The 26,501-nt window shown below is 69.0% G+C and carries 29 protein-coding genes and 1 pseudogene; 13 read left to right on the forward strand and 17 right to left on the reverse strand.

Annotated features, from left to right (window positions below; genetic code table 11):
* The first annotated feature begins 69 nt into the window (after positions 1-69).
* From ACIBEI_RS35075 to ACIBEI_RS35085, 3 genes are read left to right on the forward strand one after another with little or no spacing between them, the layout of a single operon-like run.
* Positions 70-1,065, forward strand: coding sequence for an ATP-binding cassette domain-containing protein (locus ACIBEI_RS35075; RefSeq protein WP_398894413.1), 996 nt, complete (start codon positions 70-72; stop codon positions 1,063-1,065).
* Between the two features lie 2 nt (positions 1,066-1,067).
* Positions 1,068-1,871, forward strand: a complete 804-nt coding sequence (locus ACIBEI_RS35080) for an ABC-2 family transporter protein (protein ID WP_200395173.1) — start codon at positions 1,068-1,070, stop codon at positions 1,869-1,871.
* 1 nt (position 1,872) lies between these two features.
* Positions 1,873-2,673, forward strand: coding sequence for an ABC transporter permease (locus tag ACIBEI_RS35085; protein ID WP_398894415.1), 801 nt, complete (start codon positions 1,873-1,875; stop codon positions 2,671-2,673).
* Between the two features lie 174 nt (positions 2,674-2,847).
* Here the strand turns inward: ACIBEI_RS35085 and ACIBEI_RS35090 are convergent, their stop codons facing one another.
* The 4 genes from ACIBEI_RS35090 to ACIBEI_RS35105 form a co-directional block, all read right to left on the reverse strand.
* The gene (locus ACIBEI_RS35090; protein WP_398894416.1) at positions 2,848-3,276 is read right to left on the reverse strand and encodes a GntR family transcriptional regulator; all 429 of its coding nucleotides are present in this window, start codon (positions 3,274-3,276) and stop codon (positions 2,848-2,850) included.
* A gap of 3 nt (positions 3,277-3,279) precedes the next feature.
* Positions 3,280-4,356, reverse strand: coding sequence for a CU044_5270 family protein (locus ACIBEI_RS35095; protein WP_398894418.1), 1,077 nt, complete (start codon positions 4,354-4,356; stop codon positions 3,280-3,282).
* Positions 4,353-4,691, reverse strand: coding sequence for an RNA polymerase sigma factor (locus ACIBEI_RS35100; RefSeq protein ID WP_398894478.1), 339 nt, complete (start codon positions 4,689-4,691; stop codon positions 4,353-4,355). The genes ACIBEI_RS35095 and ACIBEI_RS35100 overlap by 4 nt, the downstream gene beginning before the upstream one ends.
* Before the next feature lie 653 nt (positions 4,692-5,344).
* On the reverse strand, positions 5,345-5,614 hold the full coding sequence (locus ACIBEI_RS35105; protein WP_398894420.1) for a hypothetical protein: 270 nt from the start codon (positions 5,612-5,614) through the stop codon (positions 5,345-5,347).
* A 483-nt stretch (positions 5,615-6,097) separates the two neighbouring features.
* On the opposite strand from ACIBEI_RS35105, the gene ACIBEI_RS35110 reads away from it, so the two are divergent.
* Together ACIBEI_RS35110 and ACIBEI_RS35115 are read left to right on the forward strand one after the other, a co-directional pair.
* Positions 6,098-6,808 carry a hypothetical protein gene (locus ACIBEI_RS35110; protein ID WP_398894421.1) on the forward strand — a complete coding sequence of 237 codons (711 nt, stop codon included), beginning with the start codon at positions 6,098-6,100 and terminating at the stop codon, positions 6,806-6,808.
* 116 nt (positions 6,809-6,924) lie between these two features.
* Positions 6,925-7,061: pseudogene (locus ACIBEI_RS35115) on the forward strand (IS5/IS1182 family transposase); the annotation flags it as partial.
* Here the strand turns inward: ACIBEI_RS35115 and ACIBEI_RS35120 are convergent.
* On the reverse strand, positions 7,053-8,036 hold the full coding sequence (locus ACIBEI_RS35120) for a helix-turn-helix domain-containing protein (RefSeq protein WP_398894422.1): 984 nt from the start codon (positions 8,034-8,036) through the stop codon (positions 7,053-7,055). The pseudogene ACIBEI_RS35115 and the gene ACIBEI_RS35120 sit on opposite strands and share 9 nt — an antisense overlap.
* A 205-nt stretch (positions 8,037-8,241) precedes the next feature.
* Complete coding sequence (locus ACIBEI_RS35125) at positions 8,242-8,658, reverse strand: ATP-binding protein (protein WP_398894423.1); 417 nt, start codon at positions 8,656-8,658, stop codon at positions 8,242-8,244.
* Positions 8,659-8,795: 137 nt separating this feature from the next.
* Here ACIBEI_RS35125 and ACIBEI_RS35130 point away from each other — a divergent pair, with 137 nt between their 5' ends.
* Entirely contained in the window at positions 8,796-9,623 is an 828-nt protein-coding gene (locus ACIBEI_RS35130; protein ID WP_398894424.1) for a Scr1 family TA system antitoxin-like transcriptional regulator, read from the forward strand.
* Positions 9,620-9,817, forward strand: coding sequence for a DUF397 domain-containing protein (locus tag ACIBEI_RS35135; RefSeq protein WP_398894425.1), 198 nt, complete (start codon positions 9,620-9,622; stop codon positions 9,815-9,817). The genes ACIBEI_RS35130 and ACIBEI_RS35135 overlap by 4 nt, the downstream gene beginning before the upstream one ends.
* On the opposite strand, the gene ACIBEI_RS35140 is transcribed toward ACIBEI_RS35135, so the two are convergent.
* On the reverse strand, positions 9,792-10,292 hold the full coding sequence (locus ACIBEI_RS35140) for a hypothetical protein (RefSeq protein WP_398894426.1): 501 nt from the start codon (positions 10,290-10,292) through the stop codon (positions 9,792-9,794). The genes ACIBEI_RS35135 and ACIBEI_RS35140 overlap by 26 nt on opposite strands.
* On the reverse strand, positions 10,289-12,004 hold the full coding sequence (locus tag ACIBEI_RS35145) for a PHP domain-containing protein (RefSeq protein ID WP_398894427.1): 1,716 nt from the start codon (positions 12,002-12,004) through the stop codon (positions 10,289-10,291). Before ACIBEI_RS35145 ends, ACIBEI_RS35140 begins: the two co-directional genes overlap by 4 nt.
* 311 nt (positions 12,005-12,315) lie before the next feature.
* Here ACIBEI_RS35145 and ACIBEI_RS35150 point away from each other — a divergent pair, with 311 nt between their 5' ends.
* Positions 12,316-13,641 carry a jacalin-like lectin gene (locus tag ACIBEI_RS35150; protein WP_398894428.1) on the forward strand — a complete coding sequence of 442 codons (1,326 nt, stop codon included), beginning with the start codon at positions 12,316-12,318 and terminating at the stop codon, positions 13,639-13,641.
* Between the two features lie 148 nt (positions 13,642-13,789).
* Here the strand turns inward: ACIBEI_RS35150 and ACIBEI_RS35155 are convergent, their stop codons facing one another.
* The 3 genes from ACIBEI_RS35155 to ACIBEI_RS35165 all read right to left on the reverse strand — a co-directional run bounded on the left by ACIBEI_RS35155 (position 13,790) and on the right by ACIBEI_RS35165 (position 16,089).
* The gene (locus ACIBEI_RS35155; protein WP_398894430.1) at positions 13,790-14,155 is read right to left on the reverse strand and encodes a hypothetical protein; all 366 of its coding nucleotides are present in this window, start codon (positions 14,153-14,155) and stop codon (positions 13,790-13,792) included.
* A 92-nt stretch (positions 14,156-14,247) separates the two neighbouring features.
* Entirely contained in the window at positions 14,248-15,426 is a 1,179-nt protein-coding gene (locus tag ACIBEI_RS35160; protein WP_398894431.1) for a GDSL-type esterase/lipase family protein, read from the reverse strand.
* Between the two features lie 87 nt (positions 15,427-15,513).
* Positions 15,514-16,089 carry a TetR/AcrR family transcriptional regulator gene (locus tag ACIBEI_RS35165; RefSeq protein WP_398894432.1) on the reverse strand — a complete coding sequence of 192 codons (576 nt, stop codon included), beginning with the start codon at positions 16,087-16,089 and terminating at the stop codon, positions 15,514-15,516.
* Between the two features lie 71 nt (positions 16,090-16,160).
* On the opposite strand from ACIBEI_RS35165, the gene ACIBEI_RS35170 reads away from it, so the two are divergent.
* The 4 genes from ACIBEI_RS35170 to ACIBEI_RS35185 all read left to right on the forward strand — a co-directional run bounded on the left by ACIBEI_RS35170 (position 16,161) and on the right by ACIBEI_RS35185 (position 19,649).
* Entirely contained in the window at positions 16,161-16,652 is a 492-nt protein-coding gene (locus ACIBEI_RS35170) for an FBP domain-containing protein (RefSeq protein ID WP_398894433.1), read from the forward strand.
* A gap of 109 nt (positions 16,653-16,761) precedes the next feature.
* Positions 16,762-17,340: a TetR/AcrR family transcriptional regulator gene (locus ACIBEI_RS35175; protein ID WP_398894480.1), complete on the forward strand. Its 579-nt coding sequence runs from the start codon at positions 16,762-16,764 to the stop codon at positions 17,338-17,340.
* 172 nt (positions 17,341-17,512) lie between these two features.
* Positions 17,513-18,907, forward strand: a complete 1,395-nt coding sequence (locus ACIBEI_RS35180; protein WP_398894434.1) for a hypothetical protein — start codon at positions 17,513-17,515, stop codon at positions 18,905-18,907.
* 16 nt (positions 18,908-18,923) lie between these two features.
* Positions 18,924-19,649, forward strand: coding sequence for a hypothetical protein (locus ACIBEI_RS35185; RefSeq protein WP_398894436.1), 726 nt, complete (start codon positions 18,924-18,926; stop codon positions 19,647-19,649).
* Between the two features lie 39 nt (positions 19,650-19,688).
* On the opposite strand, the gene ACIBEI_RS35190 is transcribed toward ACIBEI_RS35185, so the two are convergent.
* From ACIBEI_RS35190 to ACIBEI_RS35200, 3 genes are all read right to left on the reverse strand, one after another.
* The gene (locus tag ACIBEI_RS35190; RefSeq protein ID WP_398894437.1) at positions 19,689-20,111 is read right to left on the reverse strand and encodes an NUDIX hydrolase; all 423 of its coding nucleotides are present in this window, start codon (positions 20,109-20,111) and stop codon (positions 19,689-19,691) included.
* Between the two features lie 78 nt (positions 20,112-20,189).
* Complete coding sequence (locus ACIBEI_RS35195; protein ID WP_398894438.1) at positions 20,190-21,020, reverse strand: isocitrate lyase/phosphoenolpyruvate mutase family protein; 831 nt, start codon at positions 21,018-21,020, stop codon at positions 20,190-20,192.
* Positions 21,017-21,439: a hypothetical protein gene (locus ACIBEI_RS35200; RefSeq protein ID WP_398894481.1), complete on the reverse strand. Its 423-nt coding sequence runs from the start codon at positions 21,437-21,439 to the stop codon at positions 21,017-21,019. Before ACIBEI_RS35200 ends, ACIBEI_RS35195 begins: the two co-directional genes overlap by 4 nt.
* Positions 21,440-21,721: 282 nt before the next feature.
* Between ACIBEI_RS35200 and ACIBEI_RS35205 the strand changes: the two genes are divergently transcribed.
* Entirely contained in the window at positions 21,722-22,144 is a 423-nt protein-coding gene (locus ACIBEI_RS35205) for a hypothetical protein (protein ID WP_398894439.1), read from the forward strand.
* Between the two features lie 9 nt (positions 22,145-22,153).
* Here ACIBEI_RS35205 and ACIBEI_RS35210 read toward each other — a convergent pair whose 3' ends face one another.
* From ACIBEI_RS35210 to ACIBEI_RS35220, 3 genes are all read right to left on the reverse strand, one after another.
* Entirely contained in the window at positions 22,154-23,929 is a 1,776-nt protein-coding gene (locus tag ACIBEI_RS35210; protein ID WP_398894440.1) for a DUF2264 domain-containing protein, read from the reverse strand.
* Positions 23,930-24,013: 84 nt separating this feature from the next.
* Positions 24,014-25,060 carry a rhamnogalacturonan acetylesterase gene (locus ACIBEI_RS35215; RefSeq protein ID WP_398894441.1) on the reverse strand — a complete coding sequence of 349 codons (1,047 nt, stop codon included), beginning with the start codon at positions 25,058-25,060 and terminating at the stop codon, positions 24,014-24,016.
* A gap of 27 nt (positions 25,061-25,087) precedes the next feature.
* Positions 25,088-26,500 (reverse strand): RICIN domain-containing protein, encoded by a 1,413-nt coding sequence (locus tag ACIBEI_RS35220; RefSeq protein ID WP_398894442.1) that lies wholly within the window; start codon positions 26,498-26,500, stop codon positions 25,088-25,090.
* Between the last annotated feature and the right edge of the window lies 1 nt (position 26,501).

Consider the following 26,501-nt stretch of genomic DNA (forward strand, 5'->3'; position numbering starts at 1 on the left):
CATGGCCGTCCGGCTCCCCGGCGGACGGTCATGTCCGTGTGTCCCAGGCTCCCCCCGGAGGTTCCCCGCGTGAGTGGCTCCATCGAGGTCAGCGGTCTGTCCCGCACCTTCCACACCACTGTCCGGCGTCCAGGGTTCGCGGGCGCGCTCAGGTCTCTCGTCAATCCGGAGCGGGTCGCCAAGGACGCCGTCTCCGACATCACCTTCGAGGTCGCCCCCGGCGAACTCCTCGCCCTGCTCGGGCCGAACGGCGCGGGCAAGTCCACCACCATCAAGATGCTCACCGGCATCCTCACCCCCACCTCCGGCGAGGCGCGGGTCGCGGGCGTGGTCCCGTACCAGGAGCGCGAGCGCAACGCGCGCAACATCGGGGCGGTGTTCGGGCAGCGCACCCAGCTGTGGTGGGACCTGCCGGTGCGGGAGTCCTTCGCGATCCTGCGTGACATCTACGACGTTCCCGAGGCCGAACACCGCACGAGACTGCGGGAGTTCGACGAGCTGCTGGACCTGTCCTCCTTCTGGGACACCCGGGTACGGCACCTCTCGCTCGGCCAGCGCGTGCGCTCCGACCTGGCCGCCGCGCTGCTGCACGATCCGCGCGTGGTGTTCCTCGACGAGCCGACCATCGGCATGGACGTGGTGGTCAAGGAGCAGGTCCGCGAGTTCCTCCGGTACCAGGTGGAGCAGCGCGGGCGGACGGTGCTGCTCACCACGCACGACATGACGGAGGTCGAGCGGCTCGCCGAGCGGGTCGTCCTGATCAACCACGGGCGGCTCGTCCTGGACGGCACGCTGGACGAGATCCGGCGGAAGTTCGGCTCGACCTGGCAGGTGCGGGTGACGCTCGCCGACCCGCACACGCCCGTCGAGGCGTTGCCGGGGATGGTGCTGGTGCGGCACGAAGGCCCGCAGGTGGTGTTCGGACCCGACGGGCCCGCGGCGCCGGCCATGCACGAGGCGCTGAAACAGGTCATCGAGCGGTACGAGGTGACCGACATCGCCCTGGACGAGGCCGACTTGGAGGACGTGATGCGTGCCGCGTACGTCCAGGCGGGGGGCGAGTGACCGTGGCCGTCCTCCAGGGCTGGCGGGCCGCCCGCGTCACCCCGCTCGGCGAACTCCACACCCCGCCGCGCATGACCGCCGCACTGCTCCGGCTCACCGTGCAGGTGGTGCTGGTCGCCTCACTGTGGCACGGCCTGTACGCGGCCACGGGCACGACGGCCGGGCTGACCAAGGACCAGGCGGTCACCTATGCCGTACTGGCCGTACTGGCCACCCGGATAAGGGAGTTGGACCAGTACGCGGGCCGGGACACCGTGCTCCAGCACATGCACTTCGGCACGATCATCTACTGGTACCTGCGCCCGCTCCCGCCCCAGCGCTACTACGCGCTGCGGGCGCTCGGCGAGCAGCTGTACGGCCTGGTGTGGGTGCTCGCCGGATACGTGATCTGCCTGGCCGCCGGGGTCGTGGAGCCGCCCAAGTCCGCTGCTGTGGCAGGGGTGTTCGCGGTCAGCGCGTTCCTGGGGCAGTGGGTTCTCTACTACGTGATGCTCGCCATCGACCAGCTCTGTTTCTGGACGCTCCGCAACGGCGCGGCGATGCTGATCCTGATCTTCGCGCAGAACCTGCTGTCCGGGGTGTACGCGCCGCTGTGGTTCTTCCCGGACTGGTTCATCACCATGAGCGGCTTCCTGCCGTTCCAGGCGACGCTGAGCGTGCCGCTGTCGCTGTACGTCGGCCGCATCGAACTGTCCGACGCGGGCCCGCAGTTGGCCGTACAGGCCGCCTGGGTGGTGGCCCTCGCCCTGCTCACCCGGCTGCTGTGGCGGCGGGCCGCCCGGCGCGTGATCTCGCAGGGAGGCTGACATGTCGACCAAGGCTCTTCGCGTCGTCTGGCGCATCACCCGGCTCAACTTCCGTGCCCAGCTGGAGTATCGCTCCGAGTTCCTGATGATGATCGCGATCGGCGCGGTCTGGCAGGTGTCGGTGATCGTGTTCGCGACCGTGCTGCTCACCCGGTTCAGCGGGATGGGCGGCTGGGACAGCTCGGACGTCCTGCTGATCCCGGCGACACGGATGCTGGCACACGGACTGTTCGTGCTGTTCCTGGGGCGGGTGCACGGTCTGGCGCGGCACATCCAGGAGGGGGTGATCGACACGTATCTGGTCCGCCCGATGCCGGTCTACCGCCAGCTCCAGCTCCAGTACTTCCCCACGAACGCAATCGGTGACCTGACGGTGGCGGCGGGCCTGATGGCGGGCGCGCTGAGCCGCAGCGACCTGGACTGGACGGCGGCCCGGATCACGTACCTCGTCGTCTGCGTACTCGGCGGAATGCTCCTGGAGGCGGCCATGTTCACGGCGGTCGCCTGCGCCTCGCTGCGCTTCCCGGCCGCCGACTACTGGGGCCGCTGGCTGGAGGAGCTGCTCGGCACGTTCGGCAGTTACCCGCTGAACGTGCTGCCCAAGGCGGTGGGCGGCTTCCTCACGTTCGGGCTGCCGCTGGCGTTCGTCGCGTACTTCCCGGCGGCGGTACTGACCGGGCACGACACCGCTGTCCCGTACTGGCTGGCGGCCGTGTCACCCCTGCTCGGCGCGGCGGCGTATCTCGGGTCGCGGCTGCTGTGGCGGTGGAGTCTGCGGCACTACACGGGGGTGAACGGATGACGACGAAGTGAACCGCCCCGGGTCGAACGGAGGCAACAAACCCGGGGGCGGTTCAAAGCGCAGGTCGTGATGCAGGCGGTCGAGCAACGGAGCTTGCGGAGGAGCCGCCAGGGCTTGAGACCGGCGCGCCCTCGGCTTCAGACTTCTGACGGTTGTGTCAGGTAATGGATGCAGCTATCGGGCTTCCGGGCGATCTCGTCGCGCAAGCTGCGACTCCACTGTCGCGAGTCGTGCCGAGAGCTCCCTGCAGAGGCTCTCAAGTCGCGCTACTCGGTGAGCGAGTTCATCAGCTGATTCCGGCCCACCCCTCTCTGCGCCAGGGTCCAGGATGAATGTCTCCAAGTACTCATCGTGAAGCTGCAGACACCCCGCGCGTCGAAGGTGCTGGATTCCTTGTCGCACCTCATCTCTGGTGGCACCGTAGAGCTCTTGAAGTTCCGACTCCGAAGGAAGGACATCTCCGAACCTGTAATGCCGACTCCTCAAGCCTTCCTTCACGTGCCGAATCAAAGCTTCGGCACTCGGTGTCGCATCGTCTCCGCCACGCCCTGGAAGCTGAACCGGCAGTAGGTCCGGCGGCCGCTCTGTCTTCACTTCCGGCATATCTCATGGCCTCTCGTCAGTGGAAGCAACAGTCCCACGTCGAAGCGTTTCCCCAACGCTGAGGGTGGCCGGCACCGTGATGTTCAGACTCCGCGGGTGGCCGAAGAGAGCTGACTCGAATCCGATGGGGTAGCCGGTTTCAGGGTCAAAGAGAACGGACTCCCTTTGCGTGCTGCCCTGGTATCCCTCGCTCTGGGACACGGCGAGGACATGTTGACCTTGCCACGTCATTGTGGTCGCCACATCCAGACCGAGGGTCTGGGCCAGAACTCTCAGGGCGGCGGCACGGAGGCGAGGAGGCACCGGGCCAGAGCGCGCTGCATAGTTGAGCAGATCGCTGACACCATTGGCGATCAGGCCGCCTTCCCAGTTCACCTCGTTCAGCTGCTTCACCAGTTCGCGAGGGTTCGTGGAGAATGGGGCGATCTTACCCCATTCATCACCTTCTGTAGTGGGGACCTTTCCGAGACCGTAGTAGCGGTCCTCCACCCCGGTCCCGGCGATGAGACCGGCTTCTTTGGCGACCTCGCTCTGCTTCGGGTTGGGATAGATGGGCTCACCGTATTCGCTCCGCTGCCGACCTGAACCGTCCTTTGTGATCCATGACTCGGTCACAGTTGGTACGGCGACACTCGCCGTACCCCCAGGGACGTCGCCGGCGGTGTTGAGCCACCATCCCCAGGTCTTGGTGTAGCTATAGGCACCGTGCGCGCGTTCCTGCGGCAGTTTCTCGACCCGTGCGGCGAAAGCCAATAGGTATTCGCTTGCCGACTGGTCTTCAACAGGCTTCAAGGAAAGCACGGGAGGAGTGAAGGCAACCGTCTGTGCGTCTTCCCGCCGAGGGATGAGCTGTTGACCGCCGACGATCAGTGCGGCACCGACGCCTGCAGCGCCCGCACCGACCAGAATCCGGCGGCGCGTGAACACACGTGTGGGCTCCACAGAGGAAGCTGCCCGTTGACGCATCTCCACCAGCTCACGCTCAGCACGTGGCGAGAGAACGCGGCCGTCACACTCTGCGGCGGCGGGGTCACTACTGGAAGGCAGCAACTCCCGCACCCGTTCTGCGTCCTTGCTCATCCCAAGCCCCCTTCTGGCAGGGCAGAGGTCGCGCCGGCTGCGACACGACTGGAGTCATCTGTGATCGCTCGTTCCAGTCTGCGGCGAGCCCGATGCAGGCGAACAAGGAACGCTCCTCTGCTGCAGCCCATCACGCGGGCAGCTACTGGCGGTTCGAGCCCATCCCATGAGACGAGCATCAGCACCTCGCGATCTCGGTCGGACATCTCAGCCAGCGCCCTCACGGCTCTCACGCGTGCCAGCGCCTGAGCCTCAGCAGCAGGCATCACATCATCCCGAATCTGATCTCGGAGCCGCCCTTCCAACTGGCTGGCGCGCTCCTGAGCGCGTCTCATATTCGCGGCCACGAGCCGGGCAATGCCATAGAGCCACGGCAAGGCCTCACCGCGTTGGTCTCCCCCGCCGCTGCCAAGCGATCACGAAGGTCTCGGCGGCGGCATCTTCAGCATGTTGAGGTGGCAGCCTTCGGCGCACAAAGCGCAAGACGGGCATGTAGGAGGCACGGTAGACCGCCTCAAACTGATCCCATTCATCCAAGCTTTCGCCCACACAGCCCTCCCTATCACTGCCGTCACACCAAGTGTGTGTCCGCCACTCCACCGGGATTACACCCGTGCAGCAAGAAACTTGCGGAGGCAGCGGAGTTTGCCCCCGAGGTGCCAGTCGGCGCGGGCGGGTTGAAGTCCCCCCTGCGGCCGGACAGCGCGCGGTTACGCTGCGGGGTGAAGTTCCGCTGGAGCAGAGCCCTCGTTTCGAGCGGGGTGACGTACCCGTACTCGGAGTGTCTGCGGAGCCGGATGTGGTTGTACTCGATCTCGATATAGCGGAAGACGCTGGCGCGGGCGGCCGCGTGGGTCTCCCCGACGGTCGTTCCGACCTCGGCCTTGAGTACGGCGAACCGACTCTCCGCGACAGACCCTCCTCACAAGAAGCGGCACGCCTCATCAACTGCATCGTGTGCAACTTGCACATCTCGGTGCGGAATTCGTCACTCCTGTACTCGCTGCCGCGATCCGTGTGCATCACGCAGCCGTGCTCCAGACCGCGCGTCCAGCGGGCCATTTGCATGGCGACCACGGGCAGCTGAGCGGCGGCGGTCACTCATCGCCCAGCCGATCACCTCCCGCATCCCGAGATCGATACAGGTCGTCAGGCACAACTTCCCTTCCAGCATGACGAGTTCGGTCATGTCACCGAACAGCACTATCCCGTGGCGGCACGCGGCGAAGCCGCGGCCGATCAGGTCGGCGGCGAACACCGCCCGCTTCGCCTGCCAGGTGAGTCCCCAGGCGTCGGCGGCACGTGATCCCGGTGATGGCATGCTCACGCATCAGCCGCTCGATCCTCTTCAGATTGATCACCCGGTCGGCGAGCCGCCGCGCGGGGCGCCGTAGACGCCGCTCGATCCGGCGCGCAGCACCCTGATCTCGCCCACCAGTGACACAGAGCCTCTGCTTCGTAGCCTCTTTCGCTCGGCACTCACATCGAGCCCGCCGGCGTCATCGGTCGGCGTCCTGACCGATGACAGCAACAGATCGACCGCGCCCCTCTTGAACTCGGCCGTACACCGCTTACTCGTATTGATCTTTGCTGCTCGTGAACGAAACGACCACTAGCAGAAACGGAATTCCTTCTACCACCGGAATCACCCTTCTCAGTTTCGAAAATTTCCTGCAACACCTCTCACAATTCCCCCACTACACATACGGCGTTCGAGTCAACGATCGAAAGGAAACGAACAGTGGGTAGATCCATCCGTTTGTCTGTCGCGCCTCTCGCAGCCGGTGTTGCACTGGTCGCTTCAACGCTGGCCATCGGCGCACCAACGGCTGGCGCGGAAGAGGCGAAGCCACTGCCGCCGGTCGCAGCCTCGGACAGCAGAGCAGAAATCGAGAGCCTCACACTCAACGATCAGCAAGCACTCCAGGCTGAAGTCGATGCCAAGCTCGCCGAAACCAACAATGGCGGGAAGCAGATCAGCGCGAACGAGATCTCATGGAACGACGGCGAAGCGATTCTAACGCTCCCTCTCCCCGGAGAGGAAAAGACTCCGCTTCCATCCGAAGCCTCGCTGGCGCTCAACGGTGTCGATGCGGCAGAGATGGATGAGGTCACGGCTGCGGCGGTGGACTGGGAGGGCTGCCCGGCCGGAGCAAACGACAATCGCTGGTACTGCTTCTACCAACTCCCGGACTTCAAGGGGCAGAGGGTCCAGTGGAACTGGGCGCACTGCTCGACCGGCATCAATTTCTCGGACGTCGGGTTCAACAACAAAACTACGGGGATCGTCAACACAACGAAAAACATAGAGTACTGGGGAATGAATCTGACCGCGTACCACGATTGGTTCACGGGCAATGCGCTCCGCATTCTTCCGTATTACAAGATCTCGAACCTGGACTCGTTCCACGACAACAAGTTCAGCAGCTTCAAAGCCTGCCGTAAGTCGTAGGCGGGGCGGCTGGAAAGGGAAAATTCACTCTGGGGTAAGCAGTTCCGGCTGTATACCCTCGAGCCAGGAGCATTGTACGATTGCGACTGGCCTGGCTCGCCGGTCTCGTGTTTTCACGAGCCCTGCTCGAGCGAGCCGTCGACACCCTCAATTCTTGGCGGCTCCTCCGAAATCTCCGCTGCTCGACTCGACCACCCTCATCACGACCCTCGTCCAGGCAGCCCTCTGCCCGCGTCCGGCCAGCTCAGAGTGAAGTTGGAACCGGTCGCCTGAGTCGCATGTCACGGGCTGTCTGACCGTATTCCGCCGTGAGAGCTCGGGCCAGGTGCCGCGGGTCGTGGATGCCCCAGCGGGCGGCCACGGCAGCCGTCGTACGGCCGTCCTGGGCCGGGTCGAGCAGGTCGCGGCGGATGCGGGCGAGGCGTTCGCCGCGCAGCCAGGCCGCGAAGGGGGCGCCGGTGCGGTGGAAGAGGCGGTGGAGCTGGCGGGCCGAGATGCCGTGGGCCGCCGCGACCGAGTCGACGCACAGGGACGGGTCGGAGATGTTCGCCAGTACGTAGACGCGGATACGGTCGACCAGTTCGGTGGCCGTGTCCATCCTGCCCGGCTCGGTCTCCGTGAAGGCCGCGAGGAGGAGCGACACCAGGGCGTCTCCGGCGTGGGCCTGCGCCGGTCCCGCCAGTTCGTCGAGGTGGCGGCCCAGCCCCTGGAGGAACGCGGCGAGCACCGCCTGCGCACCGGTGTCGGCGGGCAGGCGACAGGCCGCCCGGGCGGCCACGGTGTCGGCGTGCCGCCCCAGTTCGGCGCGCGGGATGCCGACGGCCATGACATCGCAGCCGTCGGCGACGGCTAATCGGTACGGGCGTGTCATGTCGAAGACCACGAAGTCGCCGCTGTGCGCCCGGGATTGGGTGCCGCCCTGGTCGGCGGCTGCCGGCTCGGCCGACCTGTGCAGCGTGATTTTCAGCAGCTCCGGGTCCGTGGACGAGATCGCCCGCGCCGACCGCTCTACCAGATGCCCGGAGCCCCGGATCCGCGCCACCGCCGCGCGCCCGACGGCCGCCGCGTCGATGTCGGCCCGGAACGCGCTCGTCTCGTCCTCAGGCCCAACTCCCGCTTCTGCTCGCGCTCTTGGGGCCGTCACCGCGAGTGGCGCGAGGACCGTGGACGCGGCCGTCTGTAACTCTCCGACAGTGGCCTGGTGTACGTGTAAGGCGCCACCGCTCATGGAACCGCTCCCTGACTTGCCCGGGCATTTATCGGTATATCGATTGACTCACTTGAGAGTTACCCGCTTTCCGGGCGCGAATCGGAGACGGTCCGGGCAGGAAGTGGAGACTCGTCACGCCTCCGCTTCCGTACCTTCTTCCTTGGGGGAGCGACGTCGGCTGGGACCCTCACCACAGTTCCAGCCGGCTGCTCCGTCACCGGCGTCACCGCCACGGCACCCGGACCTCCGCCCACACCACCTTGTACGTTCCGCCCAGGCACAGGTCCGTACCCCACTTCTCGGCCAGCGCGGCCACGATCAGCAGCCCGCGCCCGCCCTCGCCCGACGGCTCCTGGAGTACGGGCCGCCGCTCGGTCCGCCCGTCGGCCACCTCGATACGTACGACATCCTCGTCGTCCCGCAGCACCAGCCGTACGCGGAAGTCGCGGCCCCGCACCCGCCCGTGCCGCACCGCGTTCGCCGCGAGCTCGGCGACGACCAGGGTCACGGACTCACTCGCCTCGCTGTCATAGTCGAACCCCCACACGTCCATCCGGTTCGCGACCAGCCGCCGCGCGAGCCGGGCCCCTCGCGGGGTGCAACTGAACAGCTGCGTGAACGTACGTACGGTGTCGGGCACTTGGACCCGGATGTCTCCTTGCATGGGTCAACGGTCCCGGGAGGCAGGGCGGTCGACCAGTTACGCCACTCGTACGCTGCGCGGCGTACGAGTTCACTGTGTGGACAGTACGGGTGACGTTCCGTGACTATGGCGGCATGACCAACAGCACGACGAACGAGCCCGAGCCGTCGGACAGTTTGAAGACGTTCGGGCTGGTCCACAAGGCTTTCCGCAAGCGGGCGGGTCTGACGCAGGAGGAGTTCGCGCCGCTGGTGCGGTACCAGCCGTCGACGGTGGCGTCGATCGAGCAGGGGCGGCGGTTACCTCCGCGGGTGTATGTGGAGCGGGCGGAGGAGGTGTTGGACGCGTTCGGTGTGCTGCGGGCGGCTGCGAAGTACGCGACGCGGCAGCCGGGGTTGGCTTCTTGGTTCCGCAAATGGGCGGACCTGGAGGAGCAGGCGATCAGTCTCTATACCTTCGAGAACCGACTGGTACCGGGGCTCCTGCAGACGGAGGAGTACTCACGCACACTCTTCAACGAGCGCGTGCCCGTGCTGACCGACTCGCAGATCGAGGCTCAGCTCGCTGCCCGGGCGGAGCGCCAGCGACTGCTCGCCGAGCGGCCCAACACGGTGTTCAACTTCATCGTCGAGGAGCACATCATCAAGCGCGGGACGGGCGGCACGGAGGTCACGCGTGAACTGATCGACCACATTCTGACTGTCACGGAACTACGCAACGTGGAGCTGCAATTGATGCCCATGGCGCGTGGGGTCCACGCCGGTCTCGACGGCCCCATCCGGCTGCTGGAGACGCCCGAGAACGAGTGGTTCGGCTACTGCGAGGGGCAGCGAAACGGCCAGTTCATCGCCGACCCTGAAACGATCAGTGTCCTTCACATGCGCTATGCGAAACTGCGTTCACAGGCTCTAACGCCGGACGATTCCCGGAGCCTGCTGGAGCGGACGCGAGGAGCACTATGAGGACCACCGAGCTGGCCTGGTTCAAGAGCAGCTACAGCGGCAGTGACGGCGACGACTGCGTCGAAGTCGCCGCCTCCCCCGCCGCCATCCACGTCCGCGACTCCAAGAACAGCCGCGGGCCCCAGCTCGCCCTTTCCCCCACCGCCTGGGGCGACTTCGTCGCGTCGGTCAGTGGTCCGCGCAGCACGGCGTAGGGTCCGGGACCTCGAACGGGACCAGTACCCCTCCCACCGCCGCCATGAGGGTCAGGACGAGTTCGCCGTCCTGCCACTGCGGGCGGACGTGATCCCTCGTCACCACCCTCTGGTCCGCCGGGGGTTCATCCGCCGACCCCAGCACGGTGACGCGGTCGATCGCGGAGCCGGACAGCAGCTCCGCGATCGTCACCGTGCCGGTCAGGGTGGCCGACCCGGGGTAGACGACGGCCCGGCCCACCTCGTCGGGTGCGCCGGTCGTCACCTCGTACCCCTTGGCCATGAGCAGGCGGGCGGCCTCCCCGGACGCTGTCGCGAACGACAGCACGACCCGGGGCCGCTCCCCGCGGACCAGGTGGGTACAGCCGAACCCGCCCTCCGAGAGGGCGAGTTCGGCTGCCAGCTCCAGCAGCAGGTGGTCGGCCGCACGCAGGTCGCGTACGTCGGTGTCGACCGTGATGACGTGCTGGTTCACGCGGGCAGGACCCACACGGGGTTCGAGTAGAACCACAGGTCGTTCCACGGGTCGGCGTCGCCGACGACGTCGATCGCGGGGCCCGCGGGGTCGACGGCCGCACCCCGCGCACCGACGGCGGACCGCTTGCCGTCGGAGCCGCGCAGGCGGACGTAGAGCGGGCGGTCGACGCGGCCGAGGGAGTACGTGATCCGGGCCGTGCCGGTGGACTTGTCGACCTCGTACGACTTGACGACCTTGGCGGTCGGCGCGGTGAAGGTGTCCTTGTCGGCGACGGGACCGGTGACGTCACCCTGGATGACGTCCACGCGGGCCAACTTCGGTGTGAAACCGGCCCAGTTGGGGCCGTCCGCGAGGGCGATGTCCACGGTCAGCGTGACGTTCGTGCCCTTCTTGACGTGCAGGGCGCCGCCGAGGGTGGCCCAGCGGCTGCCGCCGGAGAGGCGGACGTCGAGGCCGCTGAGGAGCTGGCCGTGGTCGACCCAGACGCGGCCGGCGCGTATGCCGTCCATGACGGCGGCGTACGAGAAGCCGTCGGAGCCGACATGGGTGCGGCTGTACTGGCCGGGCCAGTAGTCGCCCTGGGTGATGTCGATCTTGCCGCCGTAGACCGGGTCGTCGTAACGCCCGTTGGCGTTGAAGTCGCCGCCGCCGCGCGCGGCGGTATCGGCGTAGACCTGGTGGGAGTCGGAGTTGGCGCTGATCCACCAGGCCTTGCCCTCGGCGAGGAGGCTGTCCCACAGGCCGCCGACGGTGGCGGTCATCCAGTCGAAGCCGCCCCAGGTGCGGTAGCTCTCCGGCGGGTAGCCGGCGAAGGAGTCGACGCTCGGGTCGTTGTCGTAGATGCCACGGGCCCGGCCCATGCCGAGGGGCGCGGGCAGACCGGCCGCCTGGTGGCCGGGCGCGCCCTCGAAGCCGACGGCGATCTGGTGGCTCGCGGGCGTCGCGTCGCGCCAGGCGCGGATCTCGTGCGGGGAGTCGACACCGCGCCGCGCGGGGTGGTTGGCGAGCATCAGCGCGTCCTTGACCTTGCGCCGCTTCACCTGGTCGCTGAGGAAGGCGAGACCCGCGATGGCGAGCGCCTCGTTGGCGGGCGAGGAGCCGGAGGCGTTCTTGACGCTGCCGTCGTAGTCGGTCTCGAACTGCTTCAGGACGGAGACCTCGTTCTTGCCGGGGTGCACGAAGACCGTGCCGTGCTCGGCGCCCGGGATGTTCCACTCCAGGCCCTGGAAGACGAGGGTGTCCTCGTAGGCGTCACGGGCCGCCTTGATGTCCGGGTTGACCTTGTCCACACCGATCTTGGCGTGTGCCGTGCTGCCGTGGTCGGTGATGACCAGCCAGTCCATGCCGTGCTTGGCACCCTGGCGGACCTGGTCGACGACGGCGTACTTGCCGTCGCTGCTGTACTGCGTGTGGATGTGGTGGTCGCCGGCCAGCCAGAGGAAGCCCTTCTTTCTCCGGCCACCGGACGCCGGCTGGGCGGCGGCCGTCCCGCTCGTCGCGCCGCCGAGGACTCCGGCGGTCGCCAGGCCCGCGCCGAGCAGACCCGCGCGGCGCAGCATGGATCGGCGCGACCGCTGGTCGGGGGTCAGGGCCTCGTCGGGCACGGAGGTGTCGAAGGCGGCCGGAAGGCTCGTTCCGCCCTCGTGAGCGTGGTCGTGGTCGTGGTCGTGATGGCGGTGCCCGTGTCCGTGTCCGTGGCTGTGCCCCATGTCGGCCTCCTGAGTCCGGCGCCGCCGGTGCGGACGCGCGGTATGGAGACTCGATGCGAAACATGAACTTTGGTCAACGCCACGGTGATCGCAGGGCGACGCCGACACGGCAGGTAGCCTCGTCTCTCGCTGTTCCCCCAACTGCCCTTGTCCGTCACACTGGTTGACCTCGAACCTGAACAGCGTTCAACTTTCTTTCGACCGCCCGGACCGCCCCGATCACCCCGATCTCCCCGATCGGCCGCGATCCACCGAATTGCGCGAACCCCCCGCTCCGCTCCCTGTTTCCTCCGACTGGAGACACCCCCACCATGAAACGACTCATCGGCTCCCTGATGGCCGGCGCGCTGGCCCTCGCCGGGCTCACCGCCGTCGCCTCGACCCCCGCCGCGGCGGCCGCCCCCTCCTCCGGCACCTTCAACGTCCTCACGTACAACGTGGCGGGCCTCCCGGAGTTGCTGAGCTCCGGGAACCCGGAAGTCAACACCCCGCTGCTCGCCCCGCGTCTCGGGGCGTACGACATAGTCAACGTGCAGGAGGACTTCAACTACCACGCGGCGCTGTACGCGGGCGACAACCACCCGTACCGCACGGCGACCAGTGGCGGTGTGCCCTTCGGAGACGGTCTCAACACCCTCTCGGACTACACGTTCGACGACTTCGAGCGGGTGCAGTGGAACGACTGCACGGGCACCAACTGCCTTACCCCCAAGGGCTTTTCGCTCGCGCGGGTCCGGCTCGCCGAGGGCGTCTTCGTCGACCTCTACAACGTGCACACCAACGCGGACGACACGGACGAGGCCCACGCCGCCCGCCGAGCCAACGTCACGCAGCTCTCGGACTTCATCACCGCGAACTCCTCGGGCAACGCGGTGATCGTCATGGGCGACACCAACACCCGCTACACGCGCGCGGGCGACAACATCCGCCTGCTGTCGACCGCGAACGGTCTCACCGACGCGTGGGTCCAGCTGGTGCGCGGCGGCAGCGCCCCGGCCCAGGGCAGCGACGCGATCGTCTGCCCGACCACCGCGCCGACGAACACCTGCGAGGTCGTGGACAAGGTCCTCTACCGGGGCAGCGACCTGGTGAACCTCTCCGCCTCCCGCTACAACAACGAGTGGGCGAAGTTCCTGGACTCGGCGGGCGGCAACCTCTCCGACCACTTCCCGCACACGGTCGACTTCTCGTGGACGCTGCCCGCCAAGCTCCGGGCGAGCGACACGTTCGGCGGCCCGCACGGCACGGCGTTCAACGACTCGGACGACCTTCCCGCCACGCCCTCGCCTCGCACGCTGACGCTGCGCGGCGGCTCCCGCCTCGACGCGGTGTCGCTCACGCTCGACGGCGGTACGTCCCTGACGCACGGCGGCACGGGCGGTACGGCCGCCTCGCTCACCCTCGCCGCCGGTGAGCACCTCACCTCGGTCAAGCTCACCCGGGGCCAGAAGGACGGCCGGACGCGGGTCTTCTCGGCAGCCTTCACCACCGACAAGTCCCGTACGGTGACGGCCGGTTCGGCCACCTCCGACGCGGTGACCTACACGGCTCCGGCCGGCTGGCAGATAGTCGGCTTCACGGGCCGCTCGGGCGACGAGATCGACAAGCTGGGTGTGGTGTACGCGCCGATCGGCTGATCCGACCCGAGGCCGGCGACGGCGAACCTCCGCCCGGACAGGTGCTGTACGGCCTGTCCGGGCGGCTGTGTGTGCGGGTGTGTGGCCGGCGTGTGTGGTGTCCGTGCGGGTGTGTGCGGGCTGTTCAGGGCTCGGCCGTGGGGCCGGTTCAGATCCTCCAGCCCAGCAGGGGGATGCGCGCTCCGGTGAGCAGGCCCAGGAACATCACCAGCGAGAGGGCCAGGGCCACGGCGAGGCGCACGACGATGACGTTGTCCAGGGTGCCGCGCAGGCCAGGCGGTGCGACCTTGCCCAGGAGCCAGGTGACCGGGACCGAGCAGGCGAAGACCAGGGCGAGCAGCTCGATCTGGTCGTCGCCGGCAGGCTGGACCGGGGCGCTGGGATCGAGGTCGTAGCCCTCCGCGTACATCGCGAAGGCGAGGATCTTCCAGCACAGGGCGCAGAAGAGCGTGGCGGCGGCTTCGACGGGGACGAGACGCGCCCGGAGCCCTTCCGGGAGGTGTGACAGCAGCATGGTTGCCTTCGGGGACGCGGGAGATGTGAAGGGGCAGCGGTGACGGTGACGGCGGGACCGGCCTCGTATTCCGGTCGGCCCCGCCTTTGTCGTCAGCCGGTCCCGGTGGCGAAGGGGCCGCCGGCGCCGAAGACCAGCCGTGCGAAGTTCTCGCCGATGCGGCGGTGTCCCGCGGGGTCGGGGTGGATCGCGTCGGGCAGTGGGAACTCGGCGTGGTCCTTCTCGCCGTAGAGGTCACGGCCGTCGAGGTAGTACAGGTTCGGGTCGTCGGCCGTCCGCTGGTCGACGATCCGGGCGAGTTCGTCGCGGATGACGTTGAGCGTCAGCCGTCCGGCGGCGCGTTCGGCGGGATCGCCCGTGGCCTTGAACCGCAGGGTGCCGCCGTCGAAGTCGGGCGCGAGGGGGCCGGGGGTGTCCTCGTGGACCGGGCACAGGACGGGGGACACGACGAGCAGCGGCGTGGTCGGATGCCCCTCGCGGACGGTGTCCAGGAAACCGTGGACCGCGGGGGTGAAGGCGCGCAGACGCATCGCGTCGGCGTTGACGACGTTGATGCCGATCTTGAGGCTGATCAGGTCCGCGGGGGCGTCCCGCATCGCACGCGCGGTGAACGGGTCGAGCAGCGCGCCGCCGCCGAAGCCCAGGTTGACCAGCTCCACCCCGCCCCGACTTGCGGCCAGGGCGGGCCAAATGGCGGTCGGATGGGCGGCGTTGGAGCCGTGGCTGATGGAACTGCCGTGGTGCAGCCACACCTTGCGGCCGTTGACCGGCGCCGGCTCGACGGGGGCATCGGTGCGCAGCGCGATCAGCTCGGTGATCTCCGTGTGCGGAAGCCAGATCTCGATGTCCTTGTCACCCACGGGCAGTTCGGCGAACCGGGCCGTGCCGACGGGCCCCTCGGTCAGCTCGGCGGACTGCGTGACCATGTCGACGATCGTGCGTACGTTGCCGCCGGCCACCGTGGCCTGCGCGGCGAGACGGCCGTCGACCAGCAGGTCGTACACGCCGTCCGCCGGGGCGGGGAGACCTCGGTAGACCCGCTTGGTGGGCAGCGTGTCCAGTTCGACGGTGGTGGCCCGGGTGCGGAAGACCAACCGCACGCCGGAGGGCTGGGCCTCGGCCACCGCGAGTTGGGCGTCGGGGATCTGCCGACGGGCCCGGGCGGGCAGGCGATGCGGCAGCAGGCCGTGTGCGGTCGGTTCCAGATCGAGGAAGCCGCGCAGCATGTCCGCGGTGACGGGTGTGGTGATCCAGTCGTGATCGGTGTTCATAGCCTCGTTCGCTGCCTCGTCCACTGCCTCGTTCATAACCACGTTCGCTGCCTCGTTCACTGCTCGTTCGCTGCCTCAGCCTGTTGATCAAGGATTTCGGATGGTCCAGGTGCGTAGGAGGGTGTCGAGGGAGTCCAGGGTCCAGGCCCAGGAATCCTGCGAGTCGACAGCGGTGTGGCTGAAGCTTCCGGCCATCTCCAGGCTCACGTAGCCGTGGAAGACGCTGCCCATCATCCGGACCGCGTGCGTCTGGTCCGGCTCCGTCAGGTCGTAGCCGCGCAGGATCGCCCGCGTCATCTGCGCGTGCCTCACCCCGGCGCCGGCGGCCGCCGTCTCGGGGTCGAGCCTGAGCCGGGCGGCGTCGTAGCGACCGGGGTGCTCCCGGGCGTAGTCGCGATAGGTGTCCGCGAACGCGACCAGGGCGTCCTTGCCTGCCCGTCCGGCAAGCGCGGCGGCGGCCCGGTCGGCGAGTTCCTCCAGCGCGAGCAGGGCGATCCGGGTCTTGAGGTCCTGCGAGTTCCTCACGTGCGAGTACAGACTCGCGACCTTGACGTCGAACCGCCGGGCGAGCGCCGAGACGGTCACCTGGTCGAACCCGACCTCGTCGGCCAGCTCCGCCCCCGCCCGGGTCAGGCGCTCTGTGGTCAGCCCCACTCGAACCATAACCGTCCTCCCTATCACCGACAAGTATTATGCATTTGCCTAACATCTTTAGGCAAATTAGCCTGCCTCTCATGAAACCACTGACCGAGCAAGAGATCCGTAAGGCGTTCGTGAACTGCACCAAGGGCGAGTCCAAGCGCCTGCCCGTCCCCCGCGACCTGGCCGAACGGCCCTGGGACGAGCTGGACTTCCTCGGCTGGCGCGACCCCCAGGCCCCCGACCGTGCCTACCTCGCCACCGAGCTGGACGACCGCCCGGTGGCGCTGGCACTGCGCAGCTCCGGTGCCGCTTCCTGGCAGACGCGGCGCAGCATGTGCTCGATATGCCTGACCACCCACACCGGGGGCGTCTCGCTGATGGTCGCCGCGAAGGCGGGCAGGGCAGGGAAGCAGGGCAACTCCGTGGGCGCCTACATGTGCAGCGACCTCGCCTGCCCGCTGTACGTGCGGGGCAGGAAGGACGCGGGCGTCTGCGCGCGGCTCCCCGAGTCGCTCACCCTGGAGGAGAAGATCGAGCGGGCCGTCGCGAACCTCGGCGCGTTCATCGCCAAGGTCACCGCGTGAAGAGCCGGCCGCGCAGCGTCGACCTGACCGGGAACCAAGGCCGGGATCCGCTGCCTTGATTGCTATCATCTCCAGGTTTTTGGCTAGAAGTCCTAGGAGATGGTTGATGATGGCCCGTGCCGGGATCACGGCCGACCGGCTGGTCGAGGCCGCCGCCGATCTCGCGGACGAGGTCGGCTTCGAGAGCGTCACGCTGTCCGCGCTGGCCCGGCGGTTCGGCGTGAAGGACGCGAGCCTGTACTCGCACGTCAGGAGCCTGCACGACCTGCGCACCCGGGTCGCACTCCTCGCGGGCGGCGAGATGATCGACCGGATCTCCACGGCGGTGGCCGGGCGGGCCGGCAAGGACGCGCTGGCCGCCTTCGCCAACGCCTACCGTGCGTACGCGCTGGAGCGGCCGGGCCGGTACGCGGCCACCCAGATCCGTATCGACCAGTCCCTCGTCGCCGCCTCCCCCGCCTTCGCCCGGACCGCCGAGGTCACGTACGGGATGCTCCGCGCGTACGGCCTCGACGAACCCGATCTCACCGACGCCGTCCGGCTGTTGAGGAGCACCTTCCACGGCTACTGCGCACTGGAGGCCTCCGGCGGCTTCGGCGCGCCCCGTGACGTACAGACGTCCTGGAACCGGACGATCGACGCGCTCCATGTACTGCTGGAGAACTGGCCGACGACGAACGCCCCGTAGCCGCACGGGACTCCGACCGCGGCTCCGCCGCGTGGGCACGACCGGCCACGACGAACTCACGCCTTTCACCCACGAGTTGCCCTTGAGTTGCCCTACCCCAGGTGCCCCCCTGACCACTTAGACTGGAAACTTCGCCGGTTTCAGGTGCCGGCCCTGGGGGAGGGAGCGCGCAGTGTCCCAACAGCAGCTCCGACGGGGTCCGTCCAGGCCTGATCCCGATCCGCACCTGCCCCATGGCCCGCGCCCCGCGCGAATCGTGCGCTGGCTGGGCGGATTCGGCTGCGCGGCCGCCGGCTACGCGGTGTTCCAGTCCCTCGTCGGGGTACTGCCGGACAGCATCGACGGAGATTCCGCGCGATACTCGATCGCCGCGGTGAGCGGGCTCGCGACGGCTGTCGCGGCCTGGCTGTCGGCGGCGGTGCTCCGGTCCCGGTACCCGGACTCGGACAACACCCCTGTATTGACTGGGCAGTTGACGGGCCCTGCCTCCGCTCTGTCGGGGCCGGGACCGCTCCCCGCACTCTTCTCCGCCGCGTACGACACCCTCGCCGAACAGATCTGCGTGGCCGACGATCCGGTCCGCGGGCGGCTCACCGGGTGGTCGCACTCCCTCGGCGAGAGCGGCCCCGGCCGGCCCACCTCGGTGGGCACCGCGTACGGCCTGCACATCATGCTCGATCTCGGGATGCCCGAAGGGCGGATCGGTGCGGGCGACCTGGTGGACACGCTGTGGCGGCTGCGACTGCCCGACGGCGGCTGGTCGGCGCGCTCGCAGGGCTCCGAGGCCCGCCCGGAGGTGACCGCCCTGGTGCTGGGCGCGCTGGCCCGGGCAGGTGCTTCGCGGGAGCGGCTGGCGGCCGAGGTGGCGGTCTGCGAGACGGGCTTCACCCATGAACTCGACCGTACGGGGCGGGAGTTGACGCATGTCGTGACGACCGTGCTGCGCGGCCTGCTGCGCGCCGCGCCCGGTTCGGACGCGTTGCCACTGCTGCGGGACGCCCTCGTCGAGGGCGCGGTCACCGATCCGCGTCGCGAGCACCGGCGCTGCTGGGGCTACCGGCTCGCCCCCTTCCACGGACCGCCGTCGCCGCTGCACACCGCACAGGCCGTGGTCGCCCTGGACCGTGCGGCCCGGGTGCTGGGCGGCGAGAGCGCCAACGGCCGCGCGGCCCGTGAGGACGGCGTCCGCTGGCTGCTGGCCTGCCCGGACGCCCCGCACGACGCCTGCCTCGACCTGGCCAACCTCCGCGAGGAGGTGCGCAGGCCCCGCACCGACGACCCGACCCGCCACGAGGTCCTGAACGTACGGCACTTCACCGCTTCCTGGGTCGTCCGCGCCCTGCTCACCCCCGGCGCCCGGGACATCGCCCGCGAGGACGGCCTGGAGGAGGAGTGGCGGGAACGCCTGAACGGCGCGGTGAGCGCGGTGTGGGCGGGGCAGACGGACGGCATATGGACCTGGGTCCGCGACGACACCAGCGAGCTGCGCCGCCCCATGTGGATGACCTATCAGGGTCTTTCGGCGCTGCGGGCGCATGCCGTATGGGTATACCAACCGAATGGCTGAGACAGGAGAAGCGTGCATGGGTGGTCGGCAGGTCCTGGCGGCACGGAGGCTGCTCGCCGAGGCACTGGACGGCGAACTGCCCGAACACGAACGGGTGTTGGCGGCTCGATCGGTCGTCGCCGAACTGGGCTCCCCCGACCGCCTGTTGGAGCTGACCGCCGAACTCGCCTCCGGCGAGGGCGATCCGGACGGCTGCGCCCGCCTCTCGTACCGCCATGTCCTCGGCTTCGACAAGCTCCTGCTCATCGACGGCGGCCCGCACCACATGCTGCGCGCCCATCTGTGGCACGCCGGCCGCGGTGCCATCGGCAAGGAGGACATCCACAACCACCGCTCCCCGCTTGCCTCTTATGTCGTACGGGGGCGGCTGGCGATGGAGCTGTACGCGCCCCGGGAGGGCGGCAGCGTAGCGGCGGACCGCTACCGGGAGTCCCTGGCGGACGAGTCGGCCGACTGGCTGCTCGAGCCGACGGGCCCGGCCCGGCTGCACCTCACGCAGGTCGCGGAGTACGCGGCGGGCAGCACCTACGCCCTGCCCGCGCACACCCTGCACCGGGCGTGGTGCGACACGGCCGAGCCGACGGTGACTCTCTTCCTGGAGACGGGGAACGGCCGGCGGCAGCACACCGACGTGTTCACGGCGGCGGGGCCGCATCCGGGGGCAGTGCCGAAGGTGCCGCTCGACGTGGCCGACTATCTGGCCGAACTCGACGCGCTGGCGGAGTTGCTCAGAAGCTCGTGAGGGTCAGACGCTCGCGAAGGTCACGGAGGCTCGGGAGGGTCAGAAGTCCGTGAGGGCCTGTAGGACGATGTCCAGGTTGTACGCGTCGATGTCGACGCTGTGCAGCTCGGTGGGGCTCAGCCAGACGTACTTCTGATCCGGCTTCTGGAGGGTGATGTGCCAGGAGAGGGGCCTGACCAGGAAGTTGTCCTGCCAGTTCTTGATCTCGTGCCCCTGGTACTCACTCACGAACGACGATTCGCCGACCTTCCGGACGACCTCGCCGAGCAGGCCCGTCTCTTCCTTGAGCTCCCGCAGCACCCCGTCCTCGGGACTCTCGCCGGGCTCCAGCTTTCCGCAGGGAACGCCCCACACCAGGGGCAGGAACCGCTCGGTCTCACTGCGGCGCACCAACAGCACACGGCCTTCGTGCATCACGACGGCGGCCGCCAGTCGCTTGTCGCCGGGGATCTCCATGTCCATGGTTCCTCGGTCCCTCGGTTCCTCGCCGGTCGGAGTCCACAGGGTTCTATACCCACGAAAGCATCAACGCTACCAGGGTCACTCAAGGGTGTCCGGCCGTTGGGAGCCGGGCCGTACGAGCGCCTGCACCTCGCCGTACGTCGGTGCGGGCCCCTCGAAGGACCGGCCCGCGCGGATCAGGGCCGCCGTCTCCACCGCCGCGCCCAGCGCCCTGCGGAAGAGGAGCGAGCCGAGGCTGATACGGCGTACGCCCAGGTCGGCGAGGGCGGGCACGGTCGGACCCGTCGGCGAGTAGAGGATGTTGAGGGGAACGTCCAGGGTCTTCAACAGGGCGGTGATCCGGGACGGTTCGGAGAGACCCGGGACGAACACACCGTCGGCGCCCGCCTGTTGATAGGCGTCGAGGCGGCGGTTCGTGTCGCCCATGTCACCACCGCCATCGCCCGCGCCACGGCCGCCGTCGCCGTCGCCCCGCCAGTGGGTGTCGGTCCGGGCGTTCACGAACAGGCCCGGTACGGCGGACTTCACCGCCGCGATCTTCGCCGCGTGGAGTTCGACGGGGGCCAGGGTGCCGTCGGGGCGGCCGTCCTCCAGGTTGATGCCCACGGCTCCTACGGCGGCCAGTTCGCGGGCCATCCCGGCGACCTCGTCCGGGTCGTCGCTGAAACCGCCCTCGGTGTCGACCGAGAGGAGGAAGGGGCCATTGCCCAGCGCCAGGGCCAGGTTCAGCGTCGCGTCACGGGTCGCCGCCGCCCCGTCGGGCAGTCCGGCGGCCGCGGCCACTCCCAGGCTGGTCGTGCCGATCGCCGCGAAGCCCTGGGCCGCCAGCGCCGTGGCCGAGGCGTGGTCCCAGGCGTTGGGGAGCAGCAGCGGGGAGTCGGCGTGGTGGAGTGCGGCGAAGTCGGTCACCGCGCGCCGCCCAGGTCTCCCACGGTGTCGGCGTAGTACGTGGATCCCGTGAGGTGGAAGGCGAGTTGGCGGAAGGTCCAGCCCTCGCCGGGCGAGTGGTCGAGCTGTTCCTCGGTGAGCGCCGACAACCGGTTCGCCCACATCCGGGCCAGCCGGACGAGCCTGCTGCGGGCCTCGTCCAGGTCCTCCTGGGTGAAGGGCGCGAGATCGGCCGGTGTGGTGGTCGCGGAGGCATGCCAGTGGTCGGGCAGCGGGCGCTCGCCGACGAGCCGGGCCTCCAGTTCGGCGAGGTGGTCGACCAGGTGGTCGGCGACCCTGCGGACGGCCTTGTGCGGGGTGTAGACACGGTCGTCGACCTGGGCGGGTGTCCCGTCCCAGGCGGTCCAGGTCGCGGCCAGGGCGAGGACGTGGTCGACCATGGCGGTGAGGGCTTGGGCGGGGTCGCGGTCGTCGGTGGCCGGGGCACCCTCCACCGGCGCCGCAGGTGCTGTCGGGGCTGCGGGGGCTAGTGGCGCTCCGGGTACTGGGTGTGCTTCGGACGTGGTCATACGGCAACGCTAGGGGCGGAACGCTTCGGCCCCCGCCGAACAGTCCGGGGTCCTGAGGCGGACCCGCTCCCTCCGTGCAACCCCTGCCGGGACTCGGGCGTCTCAAACAGCGCCGGGCACCCCTGTGTGCTCAGTACGGGGGAGGACGGCGCGATGGCCGACAAGGGGAAGCAGGGTTTCGTCCGGAGCGTGCGGCGGTTCTTCTGGCTGCCCCGGGACATGCCACGCCGTCCGGCCGCGGCGATGCCTCTGGTGCGGGCGTGGCTGTTCGGGCTGGCCGTGGGGGCCTTCTTCGCGGTGTTCACCCCGGACGACGAGGCCTTGACGCCGTCGATCATGACGGTCGTCGTGTTGGTGGCCACGCTCGACGACGTGATCAATGGTGTGCGGCACCGCTGGCCGGCCTTCCTGACCTCGTGGGTGGTCTGCTGGGGTCTCGCCTGGCTCCTGTCCGCGACAGTGCCGGGTCTCGGCGATTCCCATTGGGACGAGTTCGCCGTCTTCGCTCCGGCGACGGCGGCGTCCGTGGCAGCGTTCGTCGGGATCACACGTCTGCCGCAACACCGACGCCTGTGACCCGCACCCTCAGGCGCCCGGTCGGGAGGTCCTGACCGCGACCGCCCCATCGTCCAGCCTGACCCGCACCTCGCGCCCACCACTCCAGCGGACGTGGATCTCGCCCGTCCCGTCCACGACGGTCACGGCCACCGACTCCCCCAGCGGGACCGGTTCCGGTTCGGCGGTGAGACGGGCGAGCGCGACGAAGACGGTGTCCGTGGCGGCCGTGTCCACGGCAGACGTGTCCACGGCGGCCGTGACGCCGGTCAATCCGTCGGATGCGCTCAACAGGCCCTGGACGGGCTGGAGTTCGGCACGCGCGCCGCTGTCCCCCGCCTCCCATCCCGTGACCCGTACCGCCGTCCCCTCGGGCGCGCCCGACACCCGGAATGCCCGTACCTCCACAGCGCCCTCGGCCAGCACGAGGCTCGTGACGCGGGCGCCGGAGGCCGTCGTGTGCCGGGAGGCCGCCCAGCCCTCGCCCACGCCCAACGGCTCGATGCCGGTACGGTTCGGGTCGTCTCCGACGATCACGCTGTTGTCGTACGACGGTGAGGGCGTAGTCACCGTCGAGTACGCGAGGCGCGTGTAGTACGGGTCGTAGCGGACGTCCTCGCTTCCGTGGTTGTGGAGTCGGACCAGGCCGTCCGAACTCGTCGACTGGAGAAGCCAGTTGGGCGGGCCGATCGGGTGGGACTCGTCGGCCCGGTCCGTCGGTCGGGGCTCCTCGGTCGCGGTCCACACCTCGTGGTCCGGAGGGAGCAGCAGGCCGAGGAAGCCCTTGCTCGCCCAGTACGGGGAGGCGGGGCCCGAATAGCCTTGCAGGACCGCCGAGTTGGGGCCGTGCCAGCCGAGGGTGAGCAGGCCGTGGTCGTCGACGGCTCCCCGGTCGAGGAAGTACTTCAGCGCGCCGGACGCCAGTCGCCGGGTCTCGCCCGGCGACAGGGGCGTACGGCCGGTGAGCGCGCCCAGCCAGAGGGGCGCGGTTGTCGCGAAGCGGTAGGTCAGTGAACGGCCCTGGTGCATCGGCGCGCCGTCGCCCCCGAACAGGCGGGCGTAGTCGGCGAGATGGGCCGCGAGGCGGCCGCCGTAGAGGTCCAGCAGCCGTTCGTCGTCGGCCAGCCAGGCGTGCAGCACCGGGTACAAGTGCATCGCCCAGCCGTTGTAGTAGTCGAAGGCCTGCCCGTCGCCGTCGGTGTACCAGCCGTCGCCGACGTACCACTGCTCGATGCGGTCGAGGCCCCGGTCGATCGCGGCACGGGACAGCGTGGGCTCGTACCCGATCTCCTCCAGGAAGCCGCCGACCGTCACCGGGAACAACTCCCAGTTGCAGGGCCAGGGTTCGGCCGTCAGCGCGTCGCCGAGCCAGGCCGCGGACCGCTGGCGTACGCCGTCGTCGAGGCGGTCCCAGAGGAGGGGCCGGGTGAGGCGCAGGGCGAGGGCGATGGAGGCGGCTTCGACGAGAGGCTGGCTGCGGTCCTCGATGCGCGGCCAGACGCCGGCGGTTCCGGCGGCGAGGCCTTCGGCGTACCGCTCCAGGGCCTTCTCGTCGCGGCGGAAGGCCGCCAGCATCAGCGTACGGGCGTATCCCTCCAGGCCGTCGGAGAGGCGGCCAGACCAGCTCGTGTGCTCGCCGGGCAGGTGGTAGAAGGCGCGGTCCTCGGTGGCGTACGGCTCCACGGCCGCGAGCAGGGAGTCGGCCGCCGCCTCCCAGTGGGCGCGCGTGTAGCCGGTGTGCGGGCTGAGGGCACGGTCCTCGGGGACTCCGGTGGGGCCTGCGGGGCTTGAGGAGCCTGCGGACATCGGTCGGGCTTCCTGTCTCGATCGGGTGGAACGGGTGGTACCTGGGACGCCCCGGTTCCGGACGGGACGCCCCAGGAGTCCAGCTCACCTCAACAGGCGCTCGGGCACCAGGTGTTGGGCAAGTAGTTCGTCGCGGACCAGTTCCGCGTACGCCGTCGCGCCGTACGCGGAGGTGTGCGTGTTGTCCCTCTTCTCGTTGTAGAGGTAGAGCGCCTTGGAGCCCTCGACACCCAGTGACTCGACCAGGGCCTTGGTCCTGGCCGTGAGGTCGATGAGCGGCACGTCGTGGGCTGCGGCGACCGAGCGGGTGACGGCCGGATGGTCGACGCCGAGGCCGTTCACCAGCAGGGCCGTGCCGTTGTTGAGAGTGCCGTCGCTGTTGAACCAGCGGCGGACGATCGGGGTGACCAGAACCGGTCGCCCACCCTTGTCCCGTACGCCCGCGACGAGCGTTTCGAGGTTCGAGCGGTACGTCGCCTCGTCGGTCTGCTTGTCGTTGTGGGCGAGCTGGATGAGGACGAGGTCACCCTTGCGGATCAGCGGCTGGACGGTCCCGAAGAGCCGCGGGTCGGCGAGGTAGGTGACCGTACTCTCCCCGGAATCCCCGTAGTTGGCGACCGAGACGCCCTTGCGGAGGTACTGCGGGAGTTGCTGGCCCCAGCCGGAGTAGGGGTCGCCCGGCTGGTCGCAGACCGTGGAGTCGCCGACGAGGAAGATCTGGCGGGTGTGCCGATGCGCGGCGGCGGCCGGAGTGACGCGGATGTCGGCGAGCGCGGGCGCCGCGCCCCCGATGACCAGGTCGAGACCGGGCGTGCCCTCGGCGCCGGTGGGTTCGCCCTCGGGGGTGCGGACGTTGACGGTGAAGGTGCGGGTCACCGGCTCGCCGGCCCCGGTGAGCGTCTCGGCGAGCAGCGTGCGGCGCGTCTCTCCCGTGATGCCGGTGCTCGCCGCGGTGTCACCGCCGAGCCGGACGCGTACGTCGTACGTGCCGGGCGGGACGTCGAAGTGGCATGCACTCGCGGTGCAGTTCTCCATTCCCATGCCCGTCCCCGTCCCGCGGTCGTGTGCGTGGGCAGGGACGGCGGACAGGGCCGTGGCGATGGTCAGCGTGGCCAGCAGGGTGATTGTCATGCGTCTCAACGCGACTCCTCGATTCCGTCAAGTCCCTCGGGTCCACTGCTGGTTGGTCGCCCCGCTGCACGTGTACGTGATGATCGCGGCGGAGTCGGCGGTGGACGCGCCGTTCACGTCCAGGCACTCGCCACTCGCGCGGGAGGTGATGGTCACGTAGGAGCCGCTGGTGGTGAGCGACCACTGCTGGCTGGTCGCCGAGGAGCTGCAGTTCTCCTGGGTGACCGTGCTGGCGTTCTCCTGGACGCACAGGGAGCTGCCGCGCACGTTCAGCTGGTAGTAGCCGCTGCCCAGGGACTTGAACCAGTACTTCTGGTTGTTGCCGCCGTTGCAGGTGTACTGCTTGATCTGGGCGCCCGCCCAGAGCGACTGGCTGGTCACGTCGGCGCACTTGGAGGAGTGGCGAGCGATCAGTGTGTTGTAGGTGGCGCTGGTTCCGGTGACCGTCCCTGCGGTCGTGTCGACGGTGACCTCCGGGGACCAGGACATGGACATCGTGGTCGAACTCGGGAAGGTCAACGGCAGCCACACATAACGGGAGTCGTTGACCGTGCCGCCGAACGCGTTGCCCCAACGGTCGCCCATATAGAGGTACGAGGTGCCCGAACTCCCCTGCACGGGAAGGACGTACGCGGTCTGCGAGCCGTAGGTCGTCGAGTCGCCGACGTTCGTCATCGCCGTCCAGGGGCCAGCGATCGAGGTCGCCGTGGCGTACTGCTGCTGGTTGGGGTTCCAGCCCGTGGCGCCCGAAGTCAGCATGAAGTAGACGCCGTTGCGCTTGAAGAGGGCCGGGGCCTCGCGGTGGCCGCCGTGCCAGGGGTCCGCGACCAGGCTCGCGATGCCCGTGTAGTCGGCGGTCAGGCGGTAGATCTGGAGGTCGTAGTTCTCGCGGGCCGCGGAGATCATGTAGCCGGCGCCGTCGGTGTCCACGAACACCGTGATGTCACGGGACATGTGCGTGCCGAGCGGCCGGAAGCTGCCCTGCCAGGCGTAGTTGCCGTCGACGGTGTCCGAGACGGCGACCGCCGCCCGGGCCTCGCCGTAGTCGACGCCGTTCTCCTTGTGCATCCACATCACGAACTTGCCGGTGGACGCGTTGTACATGACCTTCGGCCGCTCGATGTTCGCGGTCGCCAGTTCGGGATCGCTCGCCTCGGTGAGGACGTGGTTGCGGAACTCCCAGTTCTTCAGGTCCGTCGAGCGGTAGGCGTCCACGTACCGGAACGTGTTGTCGGTGTTCCGGTTCTCACCGAACCAGTAGTAGTACGAGCCGACCTTGATGACCCCGCCGCCGTGCGCGTGCAGGGGGTTCCCGCTCGTGTCGGTGAACTGCGTGCCGTTGGTGACGGTCTGGGGTGCCGCCTGGGCCGGACCGGCCGTGGCGAGTGCGCCGGCCAGCGCCAGACAGAGGGCCAGGAGTACCGCGTACGCGCGTCTCATC

This window comes from Streptomyces sp. NPDC050988, from assembly GCF_044456225.1.
GTDB lineage: Bacteria > Actinomycetota > Actinomycetes > Streptomycetales > Streptomycetaceae > Streptomyces.

Excerpts from the sequence above, each read along its gene's own strand:
- ACIBEI_RS35185 (WP_398894436.1), top strand. The coding sequence starts at position 18,924 with ATGGGTGGTCGGCAGGTCCTGGCGGCACGGAGGCTGCTCGCCGAGGCA.
- ACIBEI_RS35085 (WP_398894415.1), top strand. The coding sequence starts at position 1,873 with ATGTCGACCAAGGCTCTTCGCGTCGTCTGGCGCATCACCCGGCTCAAC.
- ACIBEI_RS35165 (WP_398894432.1), bottom strand. The coding sequence starts at position 16,089 with ATGGTTCGAGTGGGGCTGACCACAGAGCGCCTGACCCGGGCGGGGGCG.
- ACIBEI_RS35200 (WP_398894481.1), bottom strand. The coding sequence starts at position 21,439 with ATGGTCGACCACGTCCTCGCCCTGGCCGCGACCTGGACCGCCTGGGAC.
- ACIBEI_RS35145 (WP_398894427.1), bottom strand. The coding sequence starts at position 12,004 with ATGGGGCACAGCCACGGACACGGACACGGGCACCGCCATCACGACCAC.
- ACIBEI_RS35135 (WP_398894425.1), top strand. The coding sequence starts at position 9,620 with ATGAGGACCACCGAGCTGGCCTGGTTCAAGAGCAGCTACAGCGGCAGT.
- ACIBEI_RS35095 (WP_398894418.1), bottom strand. The coding sequence starts at position 4,356 with ATGAGCAAGGACGCAGAACGGGTGCGGGAGTTGCTGCCTTCCAGTAGT.
- ACIBEI_RS35130 (WP_398894424.1), top strand. The coding sequence starts at position 8,796 with ATGACCAACAGCACGACGAACGAGCCCGAGCCGTCGGACAGTTTGAAG.
- ACIBEI_RS35155 (WP_398894430.1), bottom strand. The coding sequence starts at position 14,155 with ATGCTGCTGTCACACCTCCCGGAAGGGCTCCGGGCGCGTCTCGTCCCC.
- ACIBEI_RS35090 (WP_398894416.1), bottom strand. The coding sequence starts at position 3,276 with ATGCCGGAAGTGAAGACAGAGCGGCCGCCGGACCTACTGCCGGTTCAG.
- ACIBEI_RS35160 (WP_398894431.1), bottom strand. The coding sequence starts at position 15,426 with ATGAACACCGATCACGACTGGATCACCACACCCGTCACCGCGGACATG.
- ACIBEI_RS35190 (WP_398894437.1), bottom strand. The coding sequence starts at position 20,111 with ATGGACATGGAGATCCCCGGCGACAAGCGACTGGCGGCCGCCGTCGTG.
- ACIBEI_RS35120 (WP_398894422.1), bottom strand. The coding sequence starts at position 8,036 with ATGAGCGGTGGCGCCTTACACGTACACCAGGCCACTGTCGGAGAGTTA.
- ACIBEI_RS35220 (WP_398894442.1), bottom strand. The coding sequence starts at position 26,500 with ATGAGACGCGCGTACGCGGTACTCCTGGCCCTCTGTCTGGCGCTGGCC.
- ACIBEI_RS35100 (WP_398894478.1), bottom strand. The coding sequence starts at position 4,691 with ATGAGACGCGCTCAGGAGCGCGCCAGCCAGTTGGAAGGGCGGCTCCGA.
- ACIBEI_RS35210 (WP_398894440.1), bottom strand. The coding sequence starts at position 23,929 with ATGTCCGCAGGCTCCTCAAGCCCCGCAGGCCCCACCGGAGTCCCCGAG.
- ACIBEI_RS35205 (WP_398894439.1), top strand. The coding sequence starts at position 21,722 with ATGGCCGACAAGGGGAAGCAGGGTTTCGTCCGGAGCGTGCGGCGGTTC.
- ACIBEI_RS35175 (WP_398894480.1), top strand. The coding sequence starts at position 16,762 with ATGGCCCGTGCCGGGATCACGGCCGACCGGCTGGTCGAGGCCGCCGCC.
- ACIBEI_RS35215 (WP_398894441.1), bottom strand. The coding sequence starts at position 25,060 with ATGACAATCACCCTGCTGGCCACGCTGACCATCGCCACGGCCCTGTCC.
- ACIBEI_RS35170 (WP_398894433.1), top strand. The coding sequence starts at position 16,161 with ATGAAACCACTGACCGAGCAAGAGATCCGTAAGGCGTTCGTGAACTGC.
- ACIBEI_RS35150 (WP_398894428.1), top strand. The coding sequence starts at position 12,316 with ATGAAACGACTCATCGGCTCCCTGATGGCCGGCGCGCTGGCCCTCGCC.